13 protein-coding genes and 1 pseudogene are annotated in these 21,032 nt (G+C 37.8%); 10 read left to right on the forward strand and 4 right to left on the reverse strand.

Features of this window, described 5'->3' with window-relative positions:
• The first annotated feature begins 12 nt into the window (after positions 1–12).
• The 6 genes from IPK35_15640 to IPK35_15665 all read left to right on the forward strand — a co-directional run bounded on the left by IPK35_15640 (position 13) and on the right by IPK35_15665 (position 10,946).
• Positions 13–2,490 (forward strand): inorganic phosphate transporter, encoded by a 2,478-nt coding sequence (locus IPK35_15640; protein MBK8054651.1) that lies wholly within the window; start codon positions 13–15, stop codon positions 2,488–2,490.
• A gap of 184 nt (positions 2,491–2,674) precedes the next feature.
• Positions 2,675–3,184, forward strand: coding sequence for a hypothetical protein (locus IPK35_15645; protein MBK8054652.1), 510 nt, complete (start codon positions 2,675–2,677; stop codon positions 3,182–3,184).
• A 660-nt stretch (positions 3,185–3,844) separates the two neighbouring features.
• A complete protein-coding gene (locus IPK35_15650; GenBank protein ID MBK8054653.1) occupies positions 3,845–4,867 on the forward strand; it encodes a PorP/SprF family type IX secretion system membrane protein in 1,023 nt (340 codons plus the stop codon).
• A gap of 50 nt (positions 4,868–4,917) precedes the next feature.
• The gene (locus IPK35_15655) at positions 4,918–5,532 is read left to right on the forward strand and encodes a hypothetical protein (GenBank protein MBK8054654.1); all 615 of its coding nucleotides are present in this window, start codon (positions 4,918–4,920) and stop codon (positions 5,530–5,532) included.
• 11 nt (positions 5,533–5,543) lie between these two features.
• Positions 5,544–7,304: a PD40 domain-containing protein gene (locus tag IPK35_15660; protein ID MBK8054655.1), complete on the forward strand. Its 1,761-nt coding sequence runs from the start codon at positions 5,544–5,546 to the stop codon at positions 7,302–7,304.
• 27 nt (positions 7,305–7,331) lie between these two features.
• Positions 7,332–10,946, forward strand: a complete 3,615-nt coding sequence (locus tag IPK35_15665) for a gliding motility-associated C-terminal domain-containing protein (protein ID MBK8054656.1) — start codon at positions 7,332–7,334, stop codon at positions 10,944–10,946.
• 54 nt (positions 10,947–11,000) lie between these two features.
• Here IPK35_15665 and IPK35_15670 read toward each other — a convergent pair whose 3' ends face one another.
• Positions 11,001–11,300 carry a hypothetical protein gene (locus IPK35_15670; protein ID MBK8054657.1) on the reverse strand — a complete coding sequence of 100 codons (300 nt, stop codon included), beginning with the start codon at positions 11,298–11,300 and terminating at the stop codon, positions 11,001–11,003.
• Between the two features lie 289 nt (positions 11,301–11,589).
• Between IPK35_15670 and IPK35_15675 the strand changes: the two genes are divergently transcribed.
• On the forward strand, positions 11,590–13,167 hold the full coding sequence (locus tag IPK35_15675; GenBank protein ID MBK8054658.1) for a D-aminoacylase: 1,578 nt from the start codon (positions 11,590–11,592) through the stop codon (positions 13,165–13,167).
• A 149-nt stretch (positions 13,168–13,316) separates the two neighbouring features.
• Here IPK35_15675 and IPK35_15680 read toward each other — a convergent pair.
• A pseudogene (locus tag IPK35_15680) lies at positions 13,317–15,599 on the reverse strand (GH92 family glycosyl hydrolase).
• A 500-nt stretch (positions 15,600–16,099) separates the two neighbouring features.
• Between IPK35_15680 and IPK35_15685 the strand changes: the two are divergent.
• The 3 genes from IPK35_15685 to IPK35_15695 are packed head-to-tail and all read left to right on the forward strand — an operon-like array spanning position 16,100 to position 18,309.
• Positions 16,100–16,921 (forward strand): hypothetical protein, encoded by an 822-nt coding sequence (locus tag IPK35_15685; GenBank protein MBK8054659.1) that lies wholly within the window; start codon positions 16,100–16,102, stop codon positions 16,919–16,921.
• Complete coding sequence (locus IPK35_15690) at positions 16,888–17,178, forward strand: hypothetical protein (GenBank protein ID MBK8054660.1); 291 nt, start codon at positions 16,888–16,890, stop codon at positions 17,176–17,178. The genes IPK35_15685 and IPK35_15690 overlap by 34 nt, the downstream gene beginning before the upstream one ends.
• 9 nt (positions 17,179–17,187) lie before the next feature.
• Positions 17,188–18,309, forward strand: coding sequence for a hypothetical protein (locus IPK35_15695; GenBank protein ID MBK8054661.1), 1,122 nt, complete (start codon positions 17,188–17,190; stop codon positions 18,307–18,309).
• A 283-nt stretch (positions 18,310–18,592) separates the two neighbouring features.
• Here the strand turns inward: IPK35_15695 and IPK35_15700 are convergent, their stop codons facing one another.
• Positions 18,593–19,438: a sterol desaturase family protein gene (locus tag IPK35_15700; protein ID MBK8054662.1), complete on the reverse strand. Its 846-nt coding sequence runs from the start codon at positions 19,436–19,438 to the stop codon at positions 18,593–18,595.
• 565 nt (positions 19,439–20,003) lie between these two features.
• The gene (locus IPK35_15705; protein ID MBK8054663.1) at positions 20,004–21,023 is read right to left on the reverse strand and encodes an acyl-CoA reductase; all 1,020 of its coding nucleotides are present in this window, start codon (positions 21,021–21,023) and stop codon (positions 20,004–20,006) included.
• Positions 21,024–21,032: the final 9 nt, after the last annotated feature.

A 21,032-nucleotide genomic window follows, 5' to 3' on the forward strand; every position in this document is an offset into this window, starting at 1 on the left:
TAAAAACCTGAGATGGAAGCTTTTATCATAACTGGTGTATTTGTGCTGGCAATCTTGGCAGTGATGGACCTTGTAGTGGGTGTGGGCAACGATGCTGTCAATTTTCTGAATTCTGCGATAGGGTCCAAAGTGGCTTCATTCAGGACTATCATGTGGGTGGCCACTGCAGGTATATTTATCGGAGCCTTGTCATCTGCCGGGATGATGGAAATCGCCAGAGAAGGGATATTTAACCCAGAGTATTTCAGTCTTGAAAACGTGATGGTGATATTTCTGGCTGTGATGCTCACAGACATCATTCTGCTGGATACTTTCAATACTTTAGGCCTTCCCACTTCTACCACTGTATCTATCATCTTTGAGTTGCTAGGTGCTTCTATTATGGTGGCGTCAAGCATGATTCTGGCAGACAATCTTCCTTTAAACTACTTATTTAACATCAATGACGCCAGCAAAAACCTGACGGGTTTGATCAATTGGTCCAAAACCAATACTATTATTTCCAGTATATTTCTATCTGTACTGATTTCATTTAGTTTTGGTATTTTGGTGATGTGGATATCACGGGTTTTATTTAGTTTTAATTATACCAAAAGACTTAAATTCACAGGGGTTCTTTGGGGCGCATTGGCTATGTTGGCATTAAGTTATTTTTTGATATACAAAGGTCTTAAATCCACCTACTCTACTGAAACATTAACAACATCGGAACTGGTTTCTTACATTAAGTCCACCAATCCAAATGCTTCAGATACCTTATCTTTTCAAGAATCTGTCACCATCATCGGTACAGACGGTAATCCAATGGTTTTTGAAAAATTAAGTGGAACCGATAGCGGAAATGCTGAATATGAGATCTTTTTTGGAAATAAAAAAATAAAATCTGCAGTCAGTTTTATCAAAGACCATATGGTTTGGTTTTTGATTTCCTTTTTTATATTTTGGGTGGTCGTATTCAGTATATTATACAAATATGGCTACAATCCTCTTAAAATTGTAGTTTTTGCCGGCACCTTCAGTTTGGCCATGGCTTTTGCAGGAAACGACTTAGTTAACTTTATCGGAGTACCATTGGCCGGTATTCAATCCTATCAATTGTTTTCTTCTGCTCATGCTGTTTCAAGTAGCATTTCTCCCGATGATTACATGATAATTGGACTAAAATTCCCCATTCAGACACCATATATATATCTTGTTCTGGCAGGTATTATTATGACCCTTACTTTATGGTTTTCAAAAAAAGCAAAAAACGTCACTGAAACCGAGGTTAAATTAGGAACTCAGGAAGAAACGGATGAAAAATTTTCTTCCAATCTATTGTCCAGGACCATTGTAAGAAGCACTATTTCTTTTACGCACTCATTTGGGAAATTATTGCCGCTTTCGCTTAAAAACAAAATCAATGCTCAGTTTATACCGGTAGTACATCCTGATGATACGGATGCGCCTGCATTTGACCTCATCAGGGCTTCGGTCAATCTCACCCTAGCAAGTATGCTGATAGCATTGGGTACATCATTCAAATTACCGTTATCAACTACGTATGTTACCTTTATGGTAGCTATGGGTACCTCACTGGCGGACCGTGCATGGGGCAGAGAATCGGCCTCGTATAGGATTGCAGGGGTGATTAATGTAATAGCAGGATGGTTTGTTACTGCAATTGTAGCTTTTATGTCAGCGGCCATCATGGCTTTGATTTTAATTAACCTCAAAATCATAGGTCTAATCATTGTATGCGGGATAGTCGTGGCCACCATTCTTTATACTACTTACAAGAACAAAATCAAACAATCAAAAATCCTGGAGACACATCAGGTCATGCAAACGCTTGATTTTAGTACAGATAAAGCCCTTCATAAAACCGGAAAAAAACTTTCAGAAAGCCTGATCAAGATCGCTGATGCATACAGTTTGGTTTTAGAGGGATTAATTGCAGAAAATCTACAGAAGATAAGTGAAGCAAAATTCATCAATCAGGAACTAACTACATATTATGCAGATATAAAAAATAACTTGTTCAAAGCTATCAAAAAATCAAAATTGAGTGAAAAAACTACAGCACAACTCTATATCCTCAGTAATGACCACATGCAGGATATACTGCAGTCATTGACATTTATCATCAATAATATTGAAAATCATATTACAAACGCGCACAAACCTGTAGATCCAGGTCAGGCAGAAATTATAAGAAAAATCGAAATTGAAGTAGTCACATATCTTAACATAATTGCCAATGCCATTGATAGAAATGATTATGAAGATATCAATGATGTCAAGGCATACAAAAGATCGATTTTTGACAATATCGAAGAAGCACTGGCAAAACAGGTCGAAGGTGTTTCCAAAAAGGAATACGGCTTTAAAAACACCGATCTGGTCATCAATCTGTTGCTGGAAACCAAAGATCTTGTCGCAATATCTGTCAGGTTTTCTAAGTTGCTTCGCAGATTGCTGAAGGGAGAAAGTCCTCTTGGCAACAGATAAATACCCGGGATTATTATCCACTGAAAAGATTGGCCCAGCTTTATTTTAAATAAAGATGAATCGTACTCATTTTTAATTCATTCAGAATAAGATGTATATCATAAAATGTACTTGAAGATGATTTAAATCATTGACATAAGGGTAGTTTGAGACTATCTTTGTACATGAAATAAATCTATCAGTCATGAAAGACATAGCAAAATGGTGGGCAGCAATTTGCTGCATGTTTTTACTCACAACCTTTTCCTTTGTTTCATGTAAACAGTCGGCAGAAAAATCGGCAGAAAAAGTGATGGAAAACACTTTGGAACGTTCTACCGGTGAAAAAACCGACATAGATATCGATGACAACAAGGTAACTTTTGAAAACGATAATGTAAAAGCCGTTATCAATACAGATGCTAAAGTCTGGCCTGAAGATGCTCCGGCAGAAGTTCCAAAATTTGCCTGGGGTACTATCACCAACACAACGACCACCGATATGGGTGAAAGCAAAAATTGGGGTGTACATTTGAAAGATGTACCTACAGAAGCACTCAACAAGTATAACGCTGAACTTAAAAAAGCAGGGTTTGAAACATCTAAGTTTACTATGAACAAAGGAGGTAATGTTACCGGTCAAAAAGGACGGCTTATAGTCACCGTAAACATGGGTGAAGGAAATGCACATGTGGGAATTCAACTGGAACTCTGATTTTCTATCCTTTAGTTTTCAACAATACCTATACAATTTTCATAATTGATTTATCTGGTCTTATTAAGAATCTATAGATATCTTGCATAATTACCAGAGTTTTAACCTTATTAAACCCGAAATTTTGTCCCTTTCTAAAGGCGACATTTGTACTACTTTTTCCACTTTAATTATTATTAGATTTATAAAAATCTGATAGTCTTACTTTAATACAATAAAAAAAAGATGAACTAATGATATTATTTTTAATATTTTAATCTTGTTATTAAAAATAAAATTACCTTTGCATCATCAATTGAAAAATGATTTTAATTATTTGAGTTATCAAACTTGTGATATTAAAATTAAAAGAGTATATATTGAAAAAGATATTTGATTGTATAAAACCTTGCTGATTGAAATAAAAGCCTTAAAAACAAGACAATTTACAATCCCAGATTTGCAATTAAAAATTCTTTAATTTTTAAATTCAATAGAATACTCATACAGGTTTACCCCAATTTTCCAAAAAAATAAATACCAGAATCTCTATCTTGAGTATATAAATTGATGCACTTTACCATCACACAATTAAAAACTCTAAATAGATATTTTTAGTTTGATGACAATGTGATTTTATCAGATTGAGATATTCCTTAACGAACTTAAAATCAATGACATATGCATAGTTCATTACTTAAATTTTTGTTTACAATATTCTGTATGTACATGATCCAATCCATTGGATTTACACAGGATATACATTACAGTCAGTTCTATAATTCACCTCAAAATCTAAATCCTGCCCAGACAGGCATATTTAATGGTGACCATAGATTCATTGCCAGTCATCGCAGCCAGTGGCGATTTGTTCCGGTACCCTGGACTACTTTCAGTGGTGCTTATGACAAAAACATCACTCCATATGGTAATGAAAAATTTTTCTATGGCCTTGGTTTTAACCTGAATTATGACAAACAGGGTGATTCCAGATTAAACCTGATAAATCTGGGTGTGAACGGAGCCATACATCGTATGATCAACCAAAAGAATGTGATTAGTCTTGGACTTGGGTTAGGATTTGCCACACGAGGATTTGATACAAAATCACTCAGGTGGGACAAGCAGTGGAATGGAGATATTTTTAATACTGGATTGTCCAGCCAGGAGCCTTTTGAAACAACAGAAAGAATCAATTATTTTGAAACAGGACTCGGAATCAACTATAGGTATCAGAAATCCGCAAGGACACACCTTGACTTGGGGATCGGAGCAATGCATCTTATCGAACCCGAAGTGTCCTTCAACGGAGAGAAACCTACTAAATTACCAAGGAGGTATACTTTATCTGGAGTAGGAAACTTTCAACTCACTGAAAAGTTGGATCTGCAGTTGCATGCATTACATCAGATTCAAACAAAATATGACGAGACTGTTTTCGGTGCATTGGGAAAAATTCATGTAAATCAGGAAAGAGGCAAAGCACTTCAATTACATCTGGGTTTAGGGTACAGAACTTCGGGATCATTTATCCCTACAGTAGCAGCCCAGTACAATGACTGGTATCTGGGATTCAACCTTGACATGGATAAAACAGGCTATAACAATGCACTGAATACAAGCCGTGGCGCATATGAACTTCACCTTAGGTACATCATTAAAAATGTAAAACCATTTAAGTTTAAAAACTGTATGATTCTTTAATATTTAAATGGTTATACATTATTTTAAATTATAATATAAAAAATAAATTTATGAGCAAGATAAAATTTTTATTTCTATTTATCGCTTTTGCTGTGCTCTCTGGATTACAGGCTCAATCAAAAAAAGCATTTCTGGCAGAAGCTGAGAAAGCATTTGCAGAAAAAAACTATCATGGAGCATTGGTGTATTTTGAAGAAGCATTGGCTTTTGATAAAACCGATGCAGCTATCATGTATAAAACTGCAGAATCGGCCAGAATGTACAATGCCTATGGATATGCTGCTTCAAAATACCATACACTTCTTGATACCATCAAGAGCAATCAATATCCAGAAGCAGTATTCAGACTGGGCGAAATGTACCACAAATTGGGCATGTATGACAAGGCATCGATGTATTACAATCAGTATTTGTCTGAATATGCAAATGACAATCAGCAACTGACCGGGGAATCCAGAAAAAATATTGCCGCAGTCAATAAAGCTAAAAGTTTGAGTCAAAATCCCGATCCCAACTTCAAAGTGGATTTGATGGGTGAAGACATCAATACTATAGATGCGGATTTTGCTGCATCAGATAATCGAGGAACTTTGTATTTTAGCAGCATGAGATTTGAGTCAAAATCAAAAAATCTTCAGTATAAGCAGCTAGCCAAGACCTCATGAAAAAGTCAGAAATGTCTGCAGAATTAATTGGTCTTAATACTATACATGCCGACAAATCTGTTGCCAATTTTGCATTTAACGATGCCGGGAATAAGGTTTATTACAGCATCTGCGATTATGTCAATGGTTGGACACAATCATGCGAGATCTATGTTTCCGATATAGATCAAAACGGCAATCTTACGAACGAAACTAAAATAGGTGAAGCGGTAAATCAAACAGGCTCAAGTAATACTCAGCCCTACCCCGGCACCCATCTGACATCCGGCAAAGAAGGTTTATATTTTGTATCTGATCGTGCCGGTGGATCAGGAGGCAGAGATATTTGGTTCAGCGCCATGGAAAACAATTCTTACTCAACTGCCACACCGGTAAAGGAAATCAATACCGATAAAGATGAAATCACGCCATTTTATCATAAGGCATCAACCACCCTGTATTTCAGTTCTGAAGGCAGGGAAGGTTATGGTGGCATGGACGTGTATAGTATTCCTTCCAATAGCACTGACATCACTCTCCTGCCGCCACCTGTGAACACCAGCATGAATGATATGTATTATTATGTCAATCCTGATGGCACCCAAGGATATCTTACATCAAACAGGACGGGATTTTACAATCAGTTTGCTTCATATGAAGCCTGCTGTATGGACATATATACTGTAAAAATCGATAATAAAATTGAGCTGGATGTATATACATTACTTTATCCTGATGGTACCGACCTGACCGGCACTACTATATGTCTGTACGACGAAGATACAGGTAAGCTCATCCAATGTCTAACCAATACAGATTTGGAAAATAAAAAGTCATTTATACTTGCTCCAAACAAAAACTATAAAATCACAGCTACGAAAGATGGATATACTACCGCAATGGAAAGATTCAAGACCAATAGTACTGATAAAAAATTAGTAAAAAAGCTTTACTTAGAACCCGAAAAAATCAGACTTGAAGTCTTCACTTTTGACGAAAATACAAGAAAGGAGCTCATCGGAACCACTGTGACACTTACTGACCTTACTGATGGTAGCGTAAAAGAGATAGTAATCACAAATAGTTCATCCAATGATTTCAAATTTGATGTGGTAAAAGGGCGACAATACAAATTGACAGCGTCAAAATCAGGTTACTCATCCACCCTAGAGATATTTAATACAAACAATGCCACAGGAGTCATCAGGAAAAATCTGTATCTTCCATCCATGTTGCCATTATCTTTATATTTTGACAATGACTATCCGAATCCAAGGAGCAATTCACCATCTACGAAGCTATTATATATCCCTCTCGCATCTGATTACCTAACCAAAGAAGGTGAATATATCTCCAATTATACCCAACCTTTGTCTGGTGCTGAAAAAGAATCTGCAACTAAAGATTTGAATATGTTTTTCCAAAATGATGTAAATCGCAGCAGGGAAAGATTGACAGAAGTATGCAGATATCTTCAGTCATCATTAGAAAGCGGAGAAAAAGTAGAATTGGAGATCAAAGGTTATGCTTCACCCAGGGCAAAGACTGGATACAATAAGACATTAAGCAAAAGACGTATCAAGTCTGTTGTGAACGAATTGGTCTCTTATAATAATGGCGTTTTGAAAACATATCTGAAGAACAAATCACTCTTTTTTAAAGATGTTTCCTACGGGGAAGATGAAGCTAAACCAGGACTGTCAGACAATCTGGATGACCGAAGAAATTCTGTCTATTACCTGGGTGCAGCCAAAGAAAGACGTGTAGAATTATTGAGAATAAACATTAAATAAACTGATTATTTTAAAAATAAATTTCAAATGATGAAAAGTTTTAATATAATTGTAAAAACTATTGTGTTTTTGCTGATTAGCCTTGCAACAGCACATAAAGTGGATGCAACTCACATTATAGGAGGAGATATATCGTATCGATACGTCAGCGGAAATCAATATGAGATTACATTGACATTAAGAAGAGATTGTGCTCTGGGACAAGTAGATTTTGACAATCCTGCTTCTGTAGGTATATTTTCTGGTGCTACTAATGTGCTTATCAGAGAAGTTAGTATACCATTCAACTCCAGTGATACTATAGGCAATACTCTAAGTAATGCTTGTGGAGTAGAAGGATTGGGCGTATGTGTGCAAGCAACAACGTATAAAGCGATCGTGGATTTGCCATCTATACCTGGAGGATACATTATTTCGTATCAGCGTTGCTGTAGAAACAGTAGCTTGAACAATGTTGTCAATCCACTTGAATCGGGATCTACAGAATGGATTGCCATCACAGAAGAAGCGCTTGCATTGAAGAATAGCTCACCAAGATTTGTTACATGGCCTGATGTGTATATTTGCGCCAACAAACCGCTGATATTTAACCACTCAGCCATTGATAGTGATGGTGATTCTTTAGTATATAGAGTCTGCAACCCATCAGACGGAGCATCATTTCAATTTCCGCAACCACAGCCACCTGCCAGTCCTCCATACAATTTAGTACAGTTCAAGAGTCCATATTCATTAAGTAATATGATGGGCGGCGTGCCTTTAGAAATCCATCAAAAGACTGGTGTAATTACTGCCAATCCTAATCTGGTTGGGCAGTTTCTTATAGGCATATGTGTCGAAGAATACAGGAATGGCAGATTGATATCCACTGTCAGGAGAGATTTTCAGTACAATGTAAGAATATGCCAACCACCTATCATTGTAAACTTCACACCGGAAGTCAATGACCCTTGCGATAGTCTTTCATACGCATTTAAAAACAATACAGAAAACGGCAATACATACGAATGGAACTTCAATTACCCATCATCTGACCCAAGATTCCTTTCAACAGCTCAAAATCCTACTTTTAAATTTTCTCAGCCTGGAATTTATAAAGTTCGGTTATTGGCAAGGTCTTCAACTGGTGCGTGTGACAGCAGCCTCATAAAGGAAATAGCTGTTAAAAGTGGGGGCAATTTTCCGATTTCACCTCTTACTAAAAGAATAGTGGAACTATGTAGCGGCACTTCTTATGATATATTTTCAAAAGTGGACACTAGCAATAAATACACCTGGATACCAACATCCGGATTAGACCTTACCAACCCCGGAAATCCAAAGTTTATAGGAACTCAATCAGGAAAATATAAGGTTACTATAACAAATTCTTTGGGATGTTCGATCACTGACAGTTTGGATATAAAAGTGCTGGATAAAACACCGCCAATAGTTATCACCGGAGAAAAAAATGTATGTTCAGAAGCCGATCTAAGCGTGGCAGGAGGCAACGGAAGTTTTGAATGGAGTAGTACGAGAGATTTCAAATCTATTATAAGTTCGACTTCAAATCTTAAGGCAAAATTAAATGCAATCACCACTACGTTTTATGTGAGGACTGTAAATGGTGCCTGCGGAAATAGCCTTGATTCCATTGAAGTGACAGACCAATCCCTTAGTATATCTATCCCGCCATCCAATACTTTTTGTAAAAATGGGACCAAAGCTATAACAATAATCAATAATATAAATTCGCACAACCTTACCTGGACATTTAGCGATCCTCGCGTAATATCTGCAAATGGAAATGTCATCACTATAAAACTAAATAGTAATGACACTGCATCGTTTCAAATCAAAGGGTCAGTTAAAAATCAGTTTGGCTGTATCCAAGATATCATAATTCCTATCAGTGTGACCTTACCAAAGCCTGTGACATTTTCTGCAGTGCTGGAGTCTTGCAAAGATTATGCTATGTGTTTTTCCACATCAGGTAACTTTGAGGGGAATTTACGTTGGAATTTCGGAACAGGACTTGCAAAAGATACTCTGGTAATGCGTGCCCCATGTTTCAAATATGAAAAACCCGGTACCTATACCGTAACGGTTCAAAATGTAAATACAGAATGTCCATTTGATAATGTCACCAGCCAGATAGTGGTGCCCGAAATCGGTGACTCCACGGTAAAAGTGACTGTCAAAAATGATGTGTGTGCAGGTGACAAAAATGTTTGTTTTACTATTATCGGAAAATATACAGGGAAATTGGAATGGAATTTCGGCGACCCAGCAAGTGGCAACTCCAATACTTCTGATTTGGCTGCGCCTTGCCATTTATATTCGTCCAATGGCACCTATACTATAACTTTAAAAAATCCGAATACAGTTTGTCCATTCAAAGAAGTAAAGGAAACGGTTACGATCATTGAAAAATTTAAAATAAGTCCAATAGCCGATCAGGTAGTGTGTGAAGGTAGTGAAGTCACTTTGACAGCCACATCTAATGGAACAGGAGCCACATATACATGGACTGATCTGACCGGAAAAGTTTTAGGTTCAGGCCCTACTTTCAAACTCAAACCAATGAGCACCACGGATATCCTGTTAAAAGGTACCAATGGTAATGGCTGCCAGGATTCAATAAGAACGAAGATCAGCATTTTTAAATTTGATTATGCTGTTGATCTTCCGGCCATTATTTGTCCTCGTACCGACTATCAGATCAAGATCAATATAAGTAATCCGCAAAATTACACCTTTGTATGGTCTCCTGCAGAACTCATCGTCAGCGGAGGTACAACAAATCAGCCTATAGTCAATGCACAAACCGGCAAATCTTTGAGTGTGGTCATCACAGACAAAGCTACAGGATGTAAAGAGACCAGGAATATCACCCCGGATGTCAAAAGCCCTGTAGTTGCTACTTTCGCTGGAAAATTTTGTGCCAACCAGCAATCAGTGCTCACCCTCAATATAAGTAATCCGAATGACTATACCTACACATGGAGTCCAACATCAGCTATAGTTTCAGGAGGTAATACCAATGCCCCTGTAGTCAGAGTCACCCAAGGTCAGCAGATCAAGGTAATCGTAAAAAATAAGATTACAGGTTGTGAGGAAGAATTGACCTATACGGCACAAGTACAGCCTCCGTTAGTGGTAGAATTTGTCGATCCTAATCTTGAAATCAAACAAGGAAAGACTGCCACCATCAGCATCAAAAATCCTGTCACAGGAGCAACCTACCTGTGGAATAACGGAGACAGAGGTACATCGATAACTGTATCGCCCATCACTAATACCACCTATACTGTTACTGTCACAGACCGAGATGGTTGCGTCGGGACCGGTCAGATTACAGTTAGAGTCACGGTAGTACCTTGTACAGACAAAGACGAATACCTGCCCAATGCATTCACACCTAACGGTGATGGTAAAAATGATATCCTTTTGGTAAAATCCAATGTCATCACCGAACTTGAATTTGTTGTTTACAACAGATGGGGGCAGGAAGTATTTAGTACTACAAGGATTGATGAAGGCTGGGATGGAACATTTGAAGGAAAACTCATGGCGCCTGATGTGTATGCGTATTATATCAGAGCTACTTGTATCAGTGGTGACCGGTTTTTGAAGAAGGGAAATGTCAGCTTGTTAAGGTAAGATATTTGATATAGCCAAAGCTTGGCTGAGATGTAATACATCATTAAGACTGACTCACAGTGATTGTGGGTCAGTCTTTTTTTTTCTGATAACCACAAATATTAAGATGGTCTGAATAAGCGTAGCCAAACCATTGGAGATAGTGATAGCAACAGCATCAAATCTGATACCATAAAAAAACCAAAACACAAAAATAAGCCACCATCCTATGACGTATCCTAATGAAAGACTGCTTGGCTGATGAGATTTAAACTCTTTAAAAACTTGTATGCCGATGACAATATTGGCCCCTAATCCCACTATTAAACCCGCAGTTTCAAAAAATCCGGCTGGTATGATATCCAAAAAATCCATGATGATCTATTTTACATTTAATGGCCAAAAGTAGAAGGATTTTTAGAATAAATAGTGTTTTAGTAATTTTAATCTCAATGTCGTTTAGTTAAAGTATTTTTACTTATTTTTACCCATCCTAAATCCTTCCCATAGAAAGGAAGGACTTCATAATATGGCCTTAACTAAACGACATTGATTTTAATCTAATCTTTCTTGGTAAAAGTATCCATCAGTAGACAAACGTAAACTTTGTAACCAATATAAAAAATATTCATACCTTGTTCTAAATTATTCAATTAGAGAGAAAATGAAAAAATTGTTTTGCATTTTTGGAATGCTGATAGTACTTAGCCAATCGGTATCTTCTCAGAAATATGATATTATAATTCTCAATGGAAATATTTTTGATGGGTCGGGCCAAAAGTCTTTCAAAGCTGATATTGGGATCACCGGTGAAAAGATCACTTTTATCGGAGATGCAAAAAACATGAATGCAAAAAGAGTTATCAATGTTGACGGAATGGCGATTTCACCGGGATTTATAGACCTTCATGCACACCTGGAGCCGATCCTCCAGACACCTGACGCTGAAAGTCATGTCAGACAAGGAGTAACTCTGGCTTTAGGTGGACCTGATGGAGGAAGCTTATGGCCTTTCGGACAAGCATTAAAAAAGATTTCTAAAATGCCTTTGGGTATGAATGTAGCATATCTGGCAGGCCACAACACCATCAGAACCAATGTCATGAAGCTGGACAACAGGGAACCAAGTAAAGCTGAGCTATCAAAAATGAAAAATCAGGTAGCCCAAGCGATGGAAGAAGGTGCATTTGGACTTTCTACGGGTTTAAAATATTTGCCCGGTACTTTTTCAAAGGTGGATGAAGTCATTGAACTTTCCAAAGTTGCAGCTTCCTATGGAGGATTTTATACTTCACATTTGAGAGAAGAAGGACTGGGTCTGATCGATGCAGTAAAAGAAGCTATTCTGATAGGCAAAGAAGCAAAAATTCCGGTCGTACTTACACATCACAAGGCTATAGGAAAACCTTCCTGGGGAAAAAGTATCGAAACACTCAAAATGGTGGATGCTGCCAATGATTCTGGACTTGATATTCAGATAGATCAATATCCTTATACGGCCAGCTATACCAGTTTATCCGTACTTATACCATCATGGGCTCTGGAAGGAGGGTTGGAAGATTTCAGAAGCAGGATAAATGCACCATTTTATAGAGATAGCATCAAGCAAGGTATCATATTTAATATTCTGAATGATCGTGGTTCCGGTGAACTGAAAAGAATTCAATTTGGAAAAGTGGACTGGTATAAAGCCCTGGAAGGAAAGACACTCGAAGACTGGTGTCAAGAAAAAAAATTAGCACCAACACCGGAAAACGGTGCTGATCTTATCATCGAAGCACAGATGAAAGGTGGTGCAGGTGCGATTTTTCATGCGATAGATGACGGCGATGTGGACAGAATCATGCAACATCCCAAAACGATGATCGCTTCTGACGGAAGGTTATCAGTACCTGGCTTTGGTCATCCGCACCCACGCGCCTATGGCACATTTCCAAGGGTATTGGGCCATTATGTCAGAGACAGGAAACTGCTATCCTTGGAGAATGCCATCCAAAAAATGACTTCCATGCCGGCAAAACGGATGGGTCTGACTGATCGAGGTACTATTGAATCAGGTTATTATGCTGACATTGTCATTTTTGACCCTGTAACTATCAGGGACAAATCTACCTTTGAGAAACCTCATCAATATCCTGAGGGCATCAGATTTGTCATCGTAAATGGAGTAATCACCGTCGATGACAGTGTCTTTACTGAAAACAGGGCCGGCAAAGTGTTGTTCAAACCGGTTAAAAAATGATGATAATATTCTTAAAAAATTGCCATAGTTCTGCAAATCAAACTATTTTTTTAGAAATTATTGCAACATTCCAGAAAGAATGGTAATAGTAAACTTAGAGTATGTTTAAAGATTTAAGTAGAAGTAATGTAACTTTTAGCTCTACTCAATTATCTTCTTCCATTACTCATAGAGTATGGATAATCTTCCTGTTTGACCCCCTTCTGTTTGTTTGGCTCTGCAGACATTAACAATTCAAAAACTCCGCCCTTTGTGATGTCTTCGTGGTTAAGAAAATTTTTGGTATATGCTCTGTTTTTCAATTTTGCCTGTGAAACATACAAATTCTTCGCACTATTGTTTTTAGCATGGATTACAAAGGATTTTCCGTTTTCAAGGCGGAGTGTCATCTTTTTGAAAAGCGGAGCTCCAAGTACATACTGATTTGTCCCCGATGTCACAGGATACATACCCATTGCAGAAAAAACATACCAGGCTGAAGTCTGGCCATTGTCCTCATCTCCACAGAGACCATCCGGAGCCGGCGAGTACAATTTATTCATGATCTCTCTGACATGATATTGGGTTTTCCAGGGTTCGCCGGCGTAGTTGTACATATATGGCATGTGTTGTATCGGTTGATTTCCGTGAGCATATTGTCCCATATTCATGACCAGCATTTCGGTGATTTCATGGATCTGTGCGCCATAGTAGGAATAATCAAAAGTAGGAGCCACCACAAAAACTGAATCCATCTTATTGATAAATTGATCTTTGCCACCCATCAGGTTGATCAATCCCTGCACATCGTGAAATACACACCAGGTCCAATGCCATGAACATCCTTCCGTAAATGCATCACCCCATTTATCAGGGCGGAAAGGTGACTGAAATGTACCGTTGTTGTTTCTGCCTCGCATAAAATTGACAGTAGGATCAAAAACGTTTTTATAATAGGATGCCCGCTTCTCAAACGTATCTACTTCTGATTGGGGTCTTTTTAATGTTTTGGCAAGTTTCGAGATAGTAAAATCTGCAAAAGCATATTCTAATGTTCTGGCTACATTTTCATTTTTTCTGACATCATAGGGCACATAGCCCAATGTATTGTAATACTCCACACCATATCTGCCTACCGAACTTAATGGACCCTCATTTTTACTGTTTTTTAAGATGGCTTCATACAAGGTATTTATCTCTTTATTAGGTATGCCCTTTAAATAAGAATCTGCAATCAGTATGGCAGAATTGGACCCTACCATACAGTCTCTGTGCCCGGGACTTGCCCACTCAGGAAGCCAACCGCTTTCTTTATATGCATTGGCCAATCCTTCCATCATTTGGCTGTTGAGTTCTGGATACATAAGGGTAAAAAACGGAAACACTGCCCTGAAAGTATCCCAGAATCCATTGTCAGTAAACATGTAGCCATCCACGATCTTCCCATCCTAAGGTCCGTAATGAATGATTTTGTTTTCCTTACCGTATTCATAAAACTTTCTTGGAAAAAGCAGTGTGCCATACAAAGCAGTATAAAAGGTAGTGAGCTGTGCATCGGTACCACCTTCGATATTGATTCTATTCAATTGTTTGTTCCATTCAGATCGCCCTTTGGAGACTATCTGATCGAAAGTATATTGTCCGATTTCTCTTTGCAAATTCAACTCTGCCTGTTCGGGACTTATAAATGAAGATGCGATTTTCAAATGAACTTTTTCATTGGATTGGGTTTTAAAGCGGATGATGGCTCCGGAGTGTTTGCTCAGGGACTCCATTTTCCCTTCGGTAATGATACTGTCAGCTACTGTGTAGACTTGTTCAAAATCTTTATCTGCATATATGACAAAGTAGTTTTTGAAGTTATCAGGAACTCCTCCGGAATTATTGCTGGCATATCCGATGATTTTTCTTTCTTTCGGAAATACTTTGATATATGAGTTCTTAAAAAAACCATCAACAATCAAATAAGCTTTGTCTGTCTGAGGATAAGTGATCCTAAAAGATGCAGCCCTTTCGGTCGGAGCCAACTCAACGGTAGTGTTGTAATCCGCCAGATAAGCTTTATAATAAAACGGGGTGGCTGTTTCTGCTTTATGTGAATACCAGGATGCGCGTTTGTTTTCATCAAAAACCAATTTTTCTGTAGTAGCAAAAATCGAGAAAGCCCCATAATCATTGATCCAGGGAGATGGTTGATGAGTTTGTTTAAATCCCCTGATTTTATTTGATGCATATTGGTAACACCAACCATCGCCCATACGATTGGTCTGCGGTGTCCAAAAATTCATACCCCAGGGCATGGCGATCGCAGGATAGGTATTGCCGTTAGAAAATTCAAATTTTGAATCCGTACCCACCAAAGGATTTACATATTTTGTAAGATCCTGGAGACCCTGGCCTTTGACAAAGAGACTGGTTATCAGGATCATCAATGTGGAAAAAGTTGATTTCATGATGGATGATTCATTTTATGGTATAGTGAAGTTGCATGCTACGAGAAACAAAAATATGTATTTTATTAAGATAAATTGGTACTGTTGTGGGAAAATGTGCGGATATTTAATTATTGCATCTGTTAAAATTTAGGGCAAAATCACTTAAGCTCTTTATTTGCCCGGTATCGTATGTTTGGCTTGTTGCTCAAGCGGCGACTCGCTTTTACTTTATTTTTGCAATTTATTACACTACCAATAAAATCCAATTGTTCATAGATATTTTATGATTTTATAACTTTAAACCTAAAATAAGATGAAAAGAGAAACTTTCTAAAAAGCCTAAGCCGCGACGGTGGAATCATAACTTTAGCCTTGAAATTTAAGGTAGTAATGAAATATCATTTGAGATTTTTTAGTTATATATAAACAAATACTAATTCTGGATATTATTATCTGTATACAAAAAAAATATGACGCGGTGATTATTGACAATTGGTGTTTTTTTTCTTTTCAAAATATTGGTATCGGGGCAGGATTTAAACTATCTGAAAGATACACTGGTTGTAGGAAAACTGACAAGTCCTGTCATCTTCGATGGATTCAGTAATGAGGTTGCCTGGGACAATGCTTACAAAATGGATTTTATTACATCTCGTCCCGTTTGGGGAGCAGAACCTTCCGAAAAAACGGAGATGTTGGTTGGGTATGATGACCATTATTTTTATGTAGCTGGAAGATGTTATACCAAAGACAGTACAAGCCTCGTCATAAGAAACTTGGTTCGTGATGGCTGGAGAGGAGACGATTGGACTACTTTTCATATTGATAATACTTTTGACAAACAAAATGCATTGATTTTTTCAATATATCCTATGGGAAGCCGATATGATGCTGCCATTGGCAATGATGGTATAGATCTTGGCGTTTCGTCATTCAATCAGGATTTCAATATGTTTTGGGATGCACGTTCAGTGGTCAATCATAAGGGATGGTTTTTTGAAATGAAGATCCCATTGTACAATCTCAGACTCAGAAAAAATGAGAAAGGACAGGTGATAGTAGGCATCAGTGCTGCGCGGACTTTGCAAAACCCTCAGGAAATGCATATCTTCCCGGCTATCCCACAAAATATTCTGGACGGCATGAGCAAACCTTCTGTAAAAAAGCCAGTTGTACTTTCAGGTATTACTCCACGAAAATTGTTTTTAGCAACACCATACCTGGCAGCAGCTACTTCCAGATTTAATTCAGTCAATGCTGAAGAAAAAAAATTTTCCACCACATCTGATCAAAAGCACAATTGGGTATGGATATCAAAGCAGGTCTCAACCCATACCTGACCCTGGACGTGTCGTTAAACCCGGATTTTGCTCAGGTGGAAGCCGATGATCAATTACTGAATCTGACCCGGTTTTCTTTGTTTTTCCCTGAGAAGAGACAGTTTTTCCAGGAAGCAGCAGGACTCTTTGATTTCAATCTCGGTGGTAGGACACAAATGTTTTACAGCAGACGGATCGGCATCAATGACGGACAATTGACTTCTGTATATGGCGGCGCCAGAATGACAGGAAAACTTAATGCTGATACAGATATATGATTTCTAAGCATGCAGACCGCCCCTCTAATGGATGATGATGAAAACAGGCTAAGATCGAGTGAAAATTTTACCACATTGCGATTGCGACGCAAATTTTTCAATCAGCAATCTTTTGTAGGTCTGATGGCTACCAATCGTTGGGTGGAGCAAAAAATCAACACTGGCATAGGTCTGGATGTGCTCATCAATCCATCAGGAGATCACTACTTTGTGGGAGCTATGGCCACCACTTTTGATAGCGGCAAGCCGGTCAATCCGGAAGCATCCCGAATCAATCTGAGATATGAATTGCGTAAAACAGACGGGATCTTCAGCCAGTTTTCCTATACATATTCCGGTCGTGATTTTAATCCTGCATCCGGATTTTTGGACAGGTCCGATTTTCATCTTTTCAGAGGAAGGGTAAGCTGGGGAAAATTTGCTCAGGACAAAAACAGGAAATATCAATATGTCAGATGGCGGATACTGGATCTGGATGCTTATAGTGGTGCTACTCAACACAATTGGGAATCCATAGAACTGAAGTCCACGCTGCAACTCAATACTTTCAAAGGTGTGGAAACAACTATGGAAGCGACATACAATTACGAGTTTTTGGCATCACCGCTGACTTTTAGCAGCAAGACTACTGTATCACCCGGTACATACCGGTTCGGGCAGGTGTCTTTTGAATACCTTGAGCCGCGAGCCAAAAATTTCAGAAACTTTTTCAGTACGGCAGCCGGTACTTTTTTTGGCGGCCAACGGGTAAATATGACCTATAGTCCTATCTGGAATCTCGGTAAAAACTGGGAGATCCAGGGGCAGTACAGTCTCAACCAACTGCGCTTCGGACAAAACATCGAAACCATCCACATAGGTCGACTGAGATTGAATTATGCTATGAATCTGCATCTTTCTGTCAATTATGTGATTCAATTCAACAGTACCAACCGTCAGATATTCAATAATTTCAGACTAAGGTACAACTTCAACGACGGCCATGATTTATTTCTGGTTTGGAATGAAAATTTCTTTACCGAAAGAAGTACATCCTGGGGAGAGCTCAGACCCATATCCGGCAATCAAAACTTCATCCTGAAGTACAATGTTACCCTGGATTTGCTCAGGAGAAAGGGGAAGGTGTCGTGAGGGAAGGCTTTTCTTCAAATAATTTGATGGCTGTTTCTTTGGTCATTAGTAATTTTGCTTTGCTTTTTCAATAATTTTTATTTCTTCTTGCGTCAACTCGTGAAGGCCATAAACCAATTGGTCGATGACTCTTAAAGTCCAATGATTAAGGATTTTATGAGGTAATAGACAAAAATAATGTTAATTTTTTCTATTACTCTTAATTTTACTTGAAAGTAAAGTTAGCAACTACTAATGTCGCAAAAATTGCGTAAGCCCTTTTATTATCCCCCAAAATCATTTCTTATCTGTCAAAAGCTTTATAATCTATGGATGGATCATAATCGTTTTTGGTAGTCAGAGAGTGTAATTCGCTTTCAGGTCTTGAGTACCTAATGATAGGAAACAATAATTGGACATACCAGGGTTCTTTGATCTGATTCCAGGCCCCAAACTTCGTAGGATACTGCCTTGTGATCTTTGCAGTACCAAAAATAACATCCCATATAAAAAGTAAATTGCCGTAGTTACCGTTGGGATGTGATACCCCATCATCTGCGGTGAGTCCATGATGCGCAAAATGAGTACTTGGAGTTGAAATCAACCTTTCTATCACCCATGCTACAGGATGGAGCAATTTATACTTGTATAAAAACCTGTCCCATTTAGTTTCGCTATGCGCAAGCAAAATGACAGCCAATTTTATAGGAAGGTAAAAGAGATATGCATAACCCATACCCATATAAATCAAAATTGCAGAAAACCAAATACCGGGCATCAAAGCATAATATAGAATAGCGTTTCTGTATGTGACAAGAACGCCCATTTCTTCAACCACATGATGTGGTCGGTGTAGTTTCCACATCATACGATTGGAGTGTGATAATCTATGCCACCAATATTGTGTCATATCATCCAGCATCAGAAACGCCAAAATGTGCCAGCCGAAAGCAGCATTGACAAAATAGTCTTCATACTGATGAAACCAAGTATTACATATCCAAAAACTGAGTACAAATATCGTAGGTTGTACCAAAGTAGGCAATGTGAACAGGCTGATCAACTCTATAGTCCAGTCATTTTTTGACCTCCTGTCATCAAAATACAATCCTCCCATAGCTTCAAGAATACCTAAAACTAAAAGCATCATGACTGGAATTCCTTTACTGATCAACTCGTTTTCCATTATTACAGAGATCTTAACTTTATTAAAATAAACCGAAAAATTCGATATAAAAATAGCAAAAATAATATAACGGTCAGAAAATATTCTGCAAAAATTTTAAAATATTAATCATAATGTATTGTAAATTAAATAATTATGATTATAAATATGTGCAATCAATTTTCTGTTTGGTATAAAAACATCAGAAAAAATGCAAATATATTTTTGATTTCCAAAAACAGATGTAATAAATCAATTAATACTCAAAAAAAACTCGTCGGTATAACCTTGAATTTGCACTTGATCTGGAATGATTTTAATTGGGTGCTTCCATTTTTTTTTTCATTCAATCGCTACAAAATTATTTTTATCCCCCTTTAGTCCTGCCTTCCGATTAGGCATGGGATTTGGTAAAAAATACTTGATTATCATAAAATATTTGTATTCAGGGTGGGTTCACCGTTAGAATTATAACTCCAAATTACTGATACTTGTACAGAGTACACTATTAGAAATTTTTTATCAAATCAGGCTAAAGGCTCCCAATAGATTACAGTCTCAACAAAAAATTGACCGTATCCACCCCATCAGCAAAATCGTCAATTGCCGGGCATTGAGCCATCCCCAATCCAACAGTTTTTATTTGCGGCAAATTCATATCTGTCGCTATACATTGGATTTCGTTCTCTTTTGATCTCAGCCACCAGATAAGATCAGCCTGATTTTTGTAATACTGATAATGTAGTGATGCAATCCTGGATATAATCTGATCAGATTGCTTTAGGATCAGAAATTCACTCTGCAAAAATGTTTCTTTATTCAGCAGCATCAGGGCTTGATTATAGTCATAATTATTTTTGTACTTATTATGATACATCAGTTCTTTGAATGGTTCAAAAGCATCAATCACCAATGTGATATCATACCCTTCCGGAACAAGGATAAGGCTCACATTCCTGCATCCAAGACCAAAATAAGAAAAAACATCAACCCCAAGTCTTCTTAGCTGTTCCGGTGATTCATTTCCTGACAATACCGCAATGCTATTTCGGTTTCGTCTTATTATATATGGTACATGTCGGAAATAATATTCAAAGTGTACAGCTGATGCATTACTTCCCGTGGCAATAGCAGCATCGTAGTCCCTAAGTCTATCGACTTCAATGATATAAGCGGCAGTATCCTGATCAATTCGTATCATTTCTTCTGTAAACCATTTCATTAAGGTTTTATCCTTATCACTGTATTTGATCAATGAAATATGGCCGCAAAGGAAACAACATATCAGATCATGCACCCCTACCAATGGTATATTGCCAGCCAAAATTAAACCTATCCTTTTAGATTTTATATTGTCATCGAGATGATATTTACTAATGATTTTTTGCAAAGCAGAAACTGTAAGAAACTGATCCCTTACAGCTGCGAGTGACTTTCGAATATTTTCAGAAGTAAACCATGGATTTTCAATTTCAGCCTTATGTATCAACGCTTGAAATGCATCAGTTTCTAATGATTTCATTTGCTCTCCAAGCTTAGAAAGTACCTCTACCCTTTTAATTAAATTCATAACAAATGT

It is taken from the genome of Saprospiraceae bacterium, assembly GCA_016713025.1.
Classification (GTDB): domain Bacteria; phylum Bacteroidota; class Bacteroidia; order Chitinophagales; family Saprospiraceae; genus OLB9.

Bases quoted from the DNA above. Each gene is read 5' to 3' on its own strand.
- IPK35_15650 (MBK8054653.1), top strand. From the start codon at position 3,845: ATGCATAGTTCATTACTTAAATTTTTGTTTACAATATTCTGTATGTAC.
- IPK35_15675 (MBK8054658.1), top strand. From the start codon at position 11,590: ATGAAAAAATTGTTTTGCATTTTTGGAATGCTGATAGTACTTAGCCAA.
- IPK35_15645 (MBK8054652.1), top strand. From the start codon at position 2,675: ATGAAAGACATAGCAAAATGGTGGGCAGCAATTTGCTGCATGTTTTTA.
- IPK35_15700 (MBK8054662.1), bottom strand. From the start codon at position 19,438: ATGATGCTTTTAGTTTTAGGTATTCTTGAAGCTATGGGAGGATTGTAT.
- IPK35_15640 (MBK8054651.1), top strand. From the start codon at position 13: ATGGAAGCTTTTATCATAACTGGTGTATTTGTGCTGGCAATCTTGGCA.
- IPK35_15665 (MBK8054656.1), top strand. From the start codon at position 7,332: ATGATGAAAAGTTTTAATATAATTGTAAAAACTATTGTGTTTTTGCTG.
- IPK35_15690 (MBK8054660.1), top strand. From the start codon at position 16,888: ATGGATATCAAAGCAGGTCTCAACCCATACCTGACCCTGGACGTGTCG.
- IPK35_15705 (MBK8054663.1), bottom strand. From the start codon at position 21,023: ATGAATTTAATTAAAAGGGTAGAGGTACTTTCTAAGCTTGGAGAGCAA.
- IPK35_15670 (MBK8054657.1), bottom strand. From the start codon at position 11,300: ATGGATTTTTTGGATATCATACCAGCCGGATTTTTTGAAACTGCGGGT.
- IPK35_15655 (MBK8054654.1), top strand. From the start codon at position 4,918: ATGAGCAAGATAAAATTTTTATTTCTATTTATCGCTTTTGCTGTGCTC.
- IPK35_15660 (MBK8054655.1), top strand. From the start codon at position 5,544: ATGTCTGCAGAATTAATTGGTCTTAATACTATACATGCCGACAAATCT.
- IPK35_15695 (MBK8054661.1), top strand. From the start codon at position 17,188: ATGCAGACCGCCCCTCTAATGGATGATGATGAAAACAGGCTAAGATCG.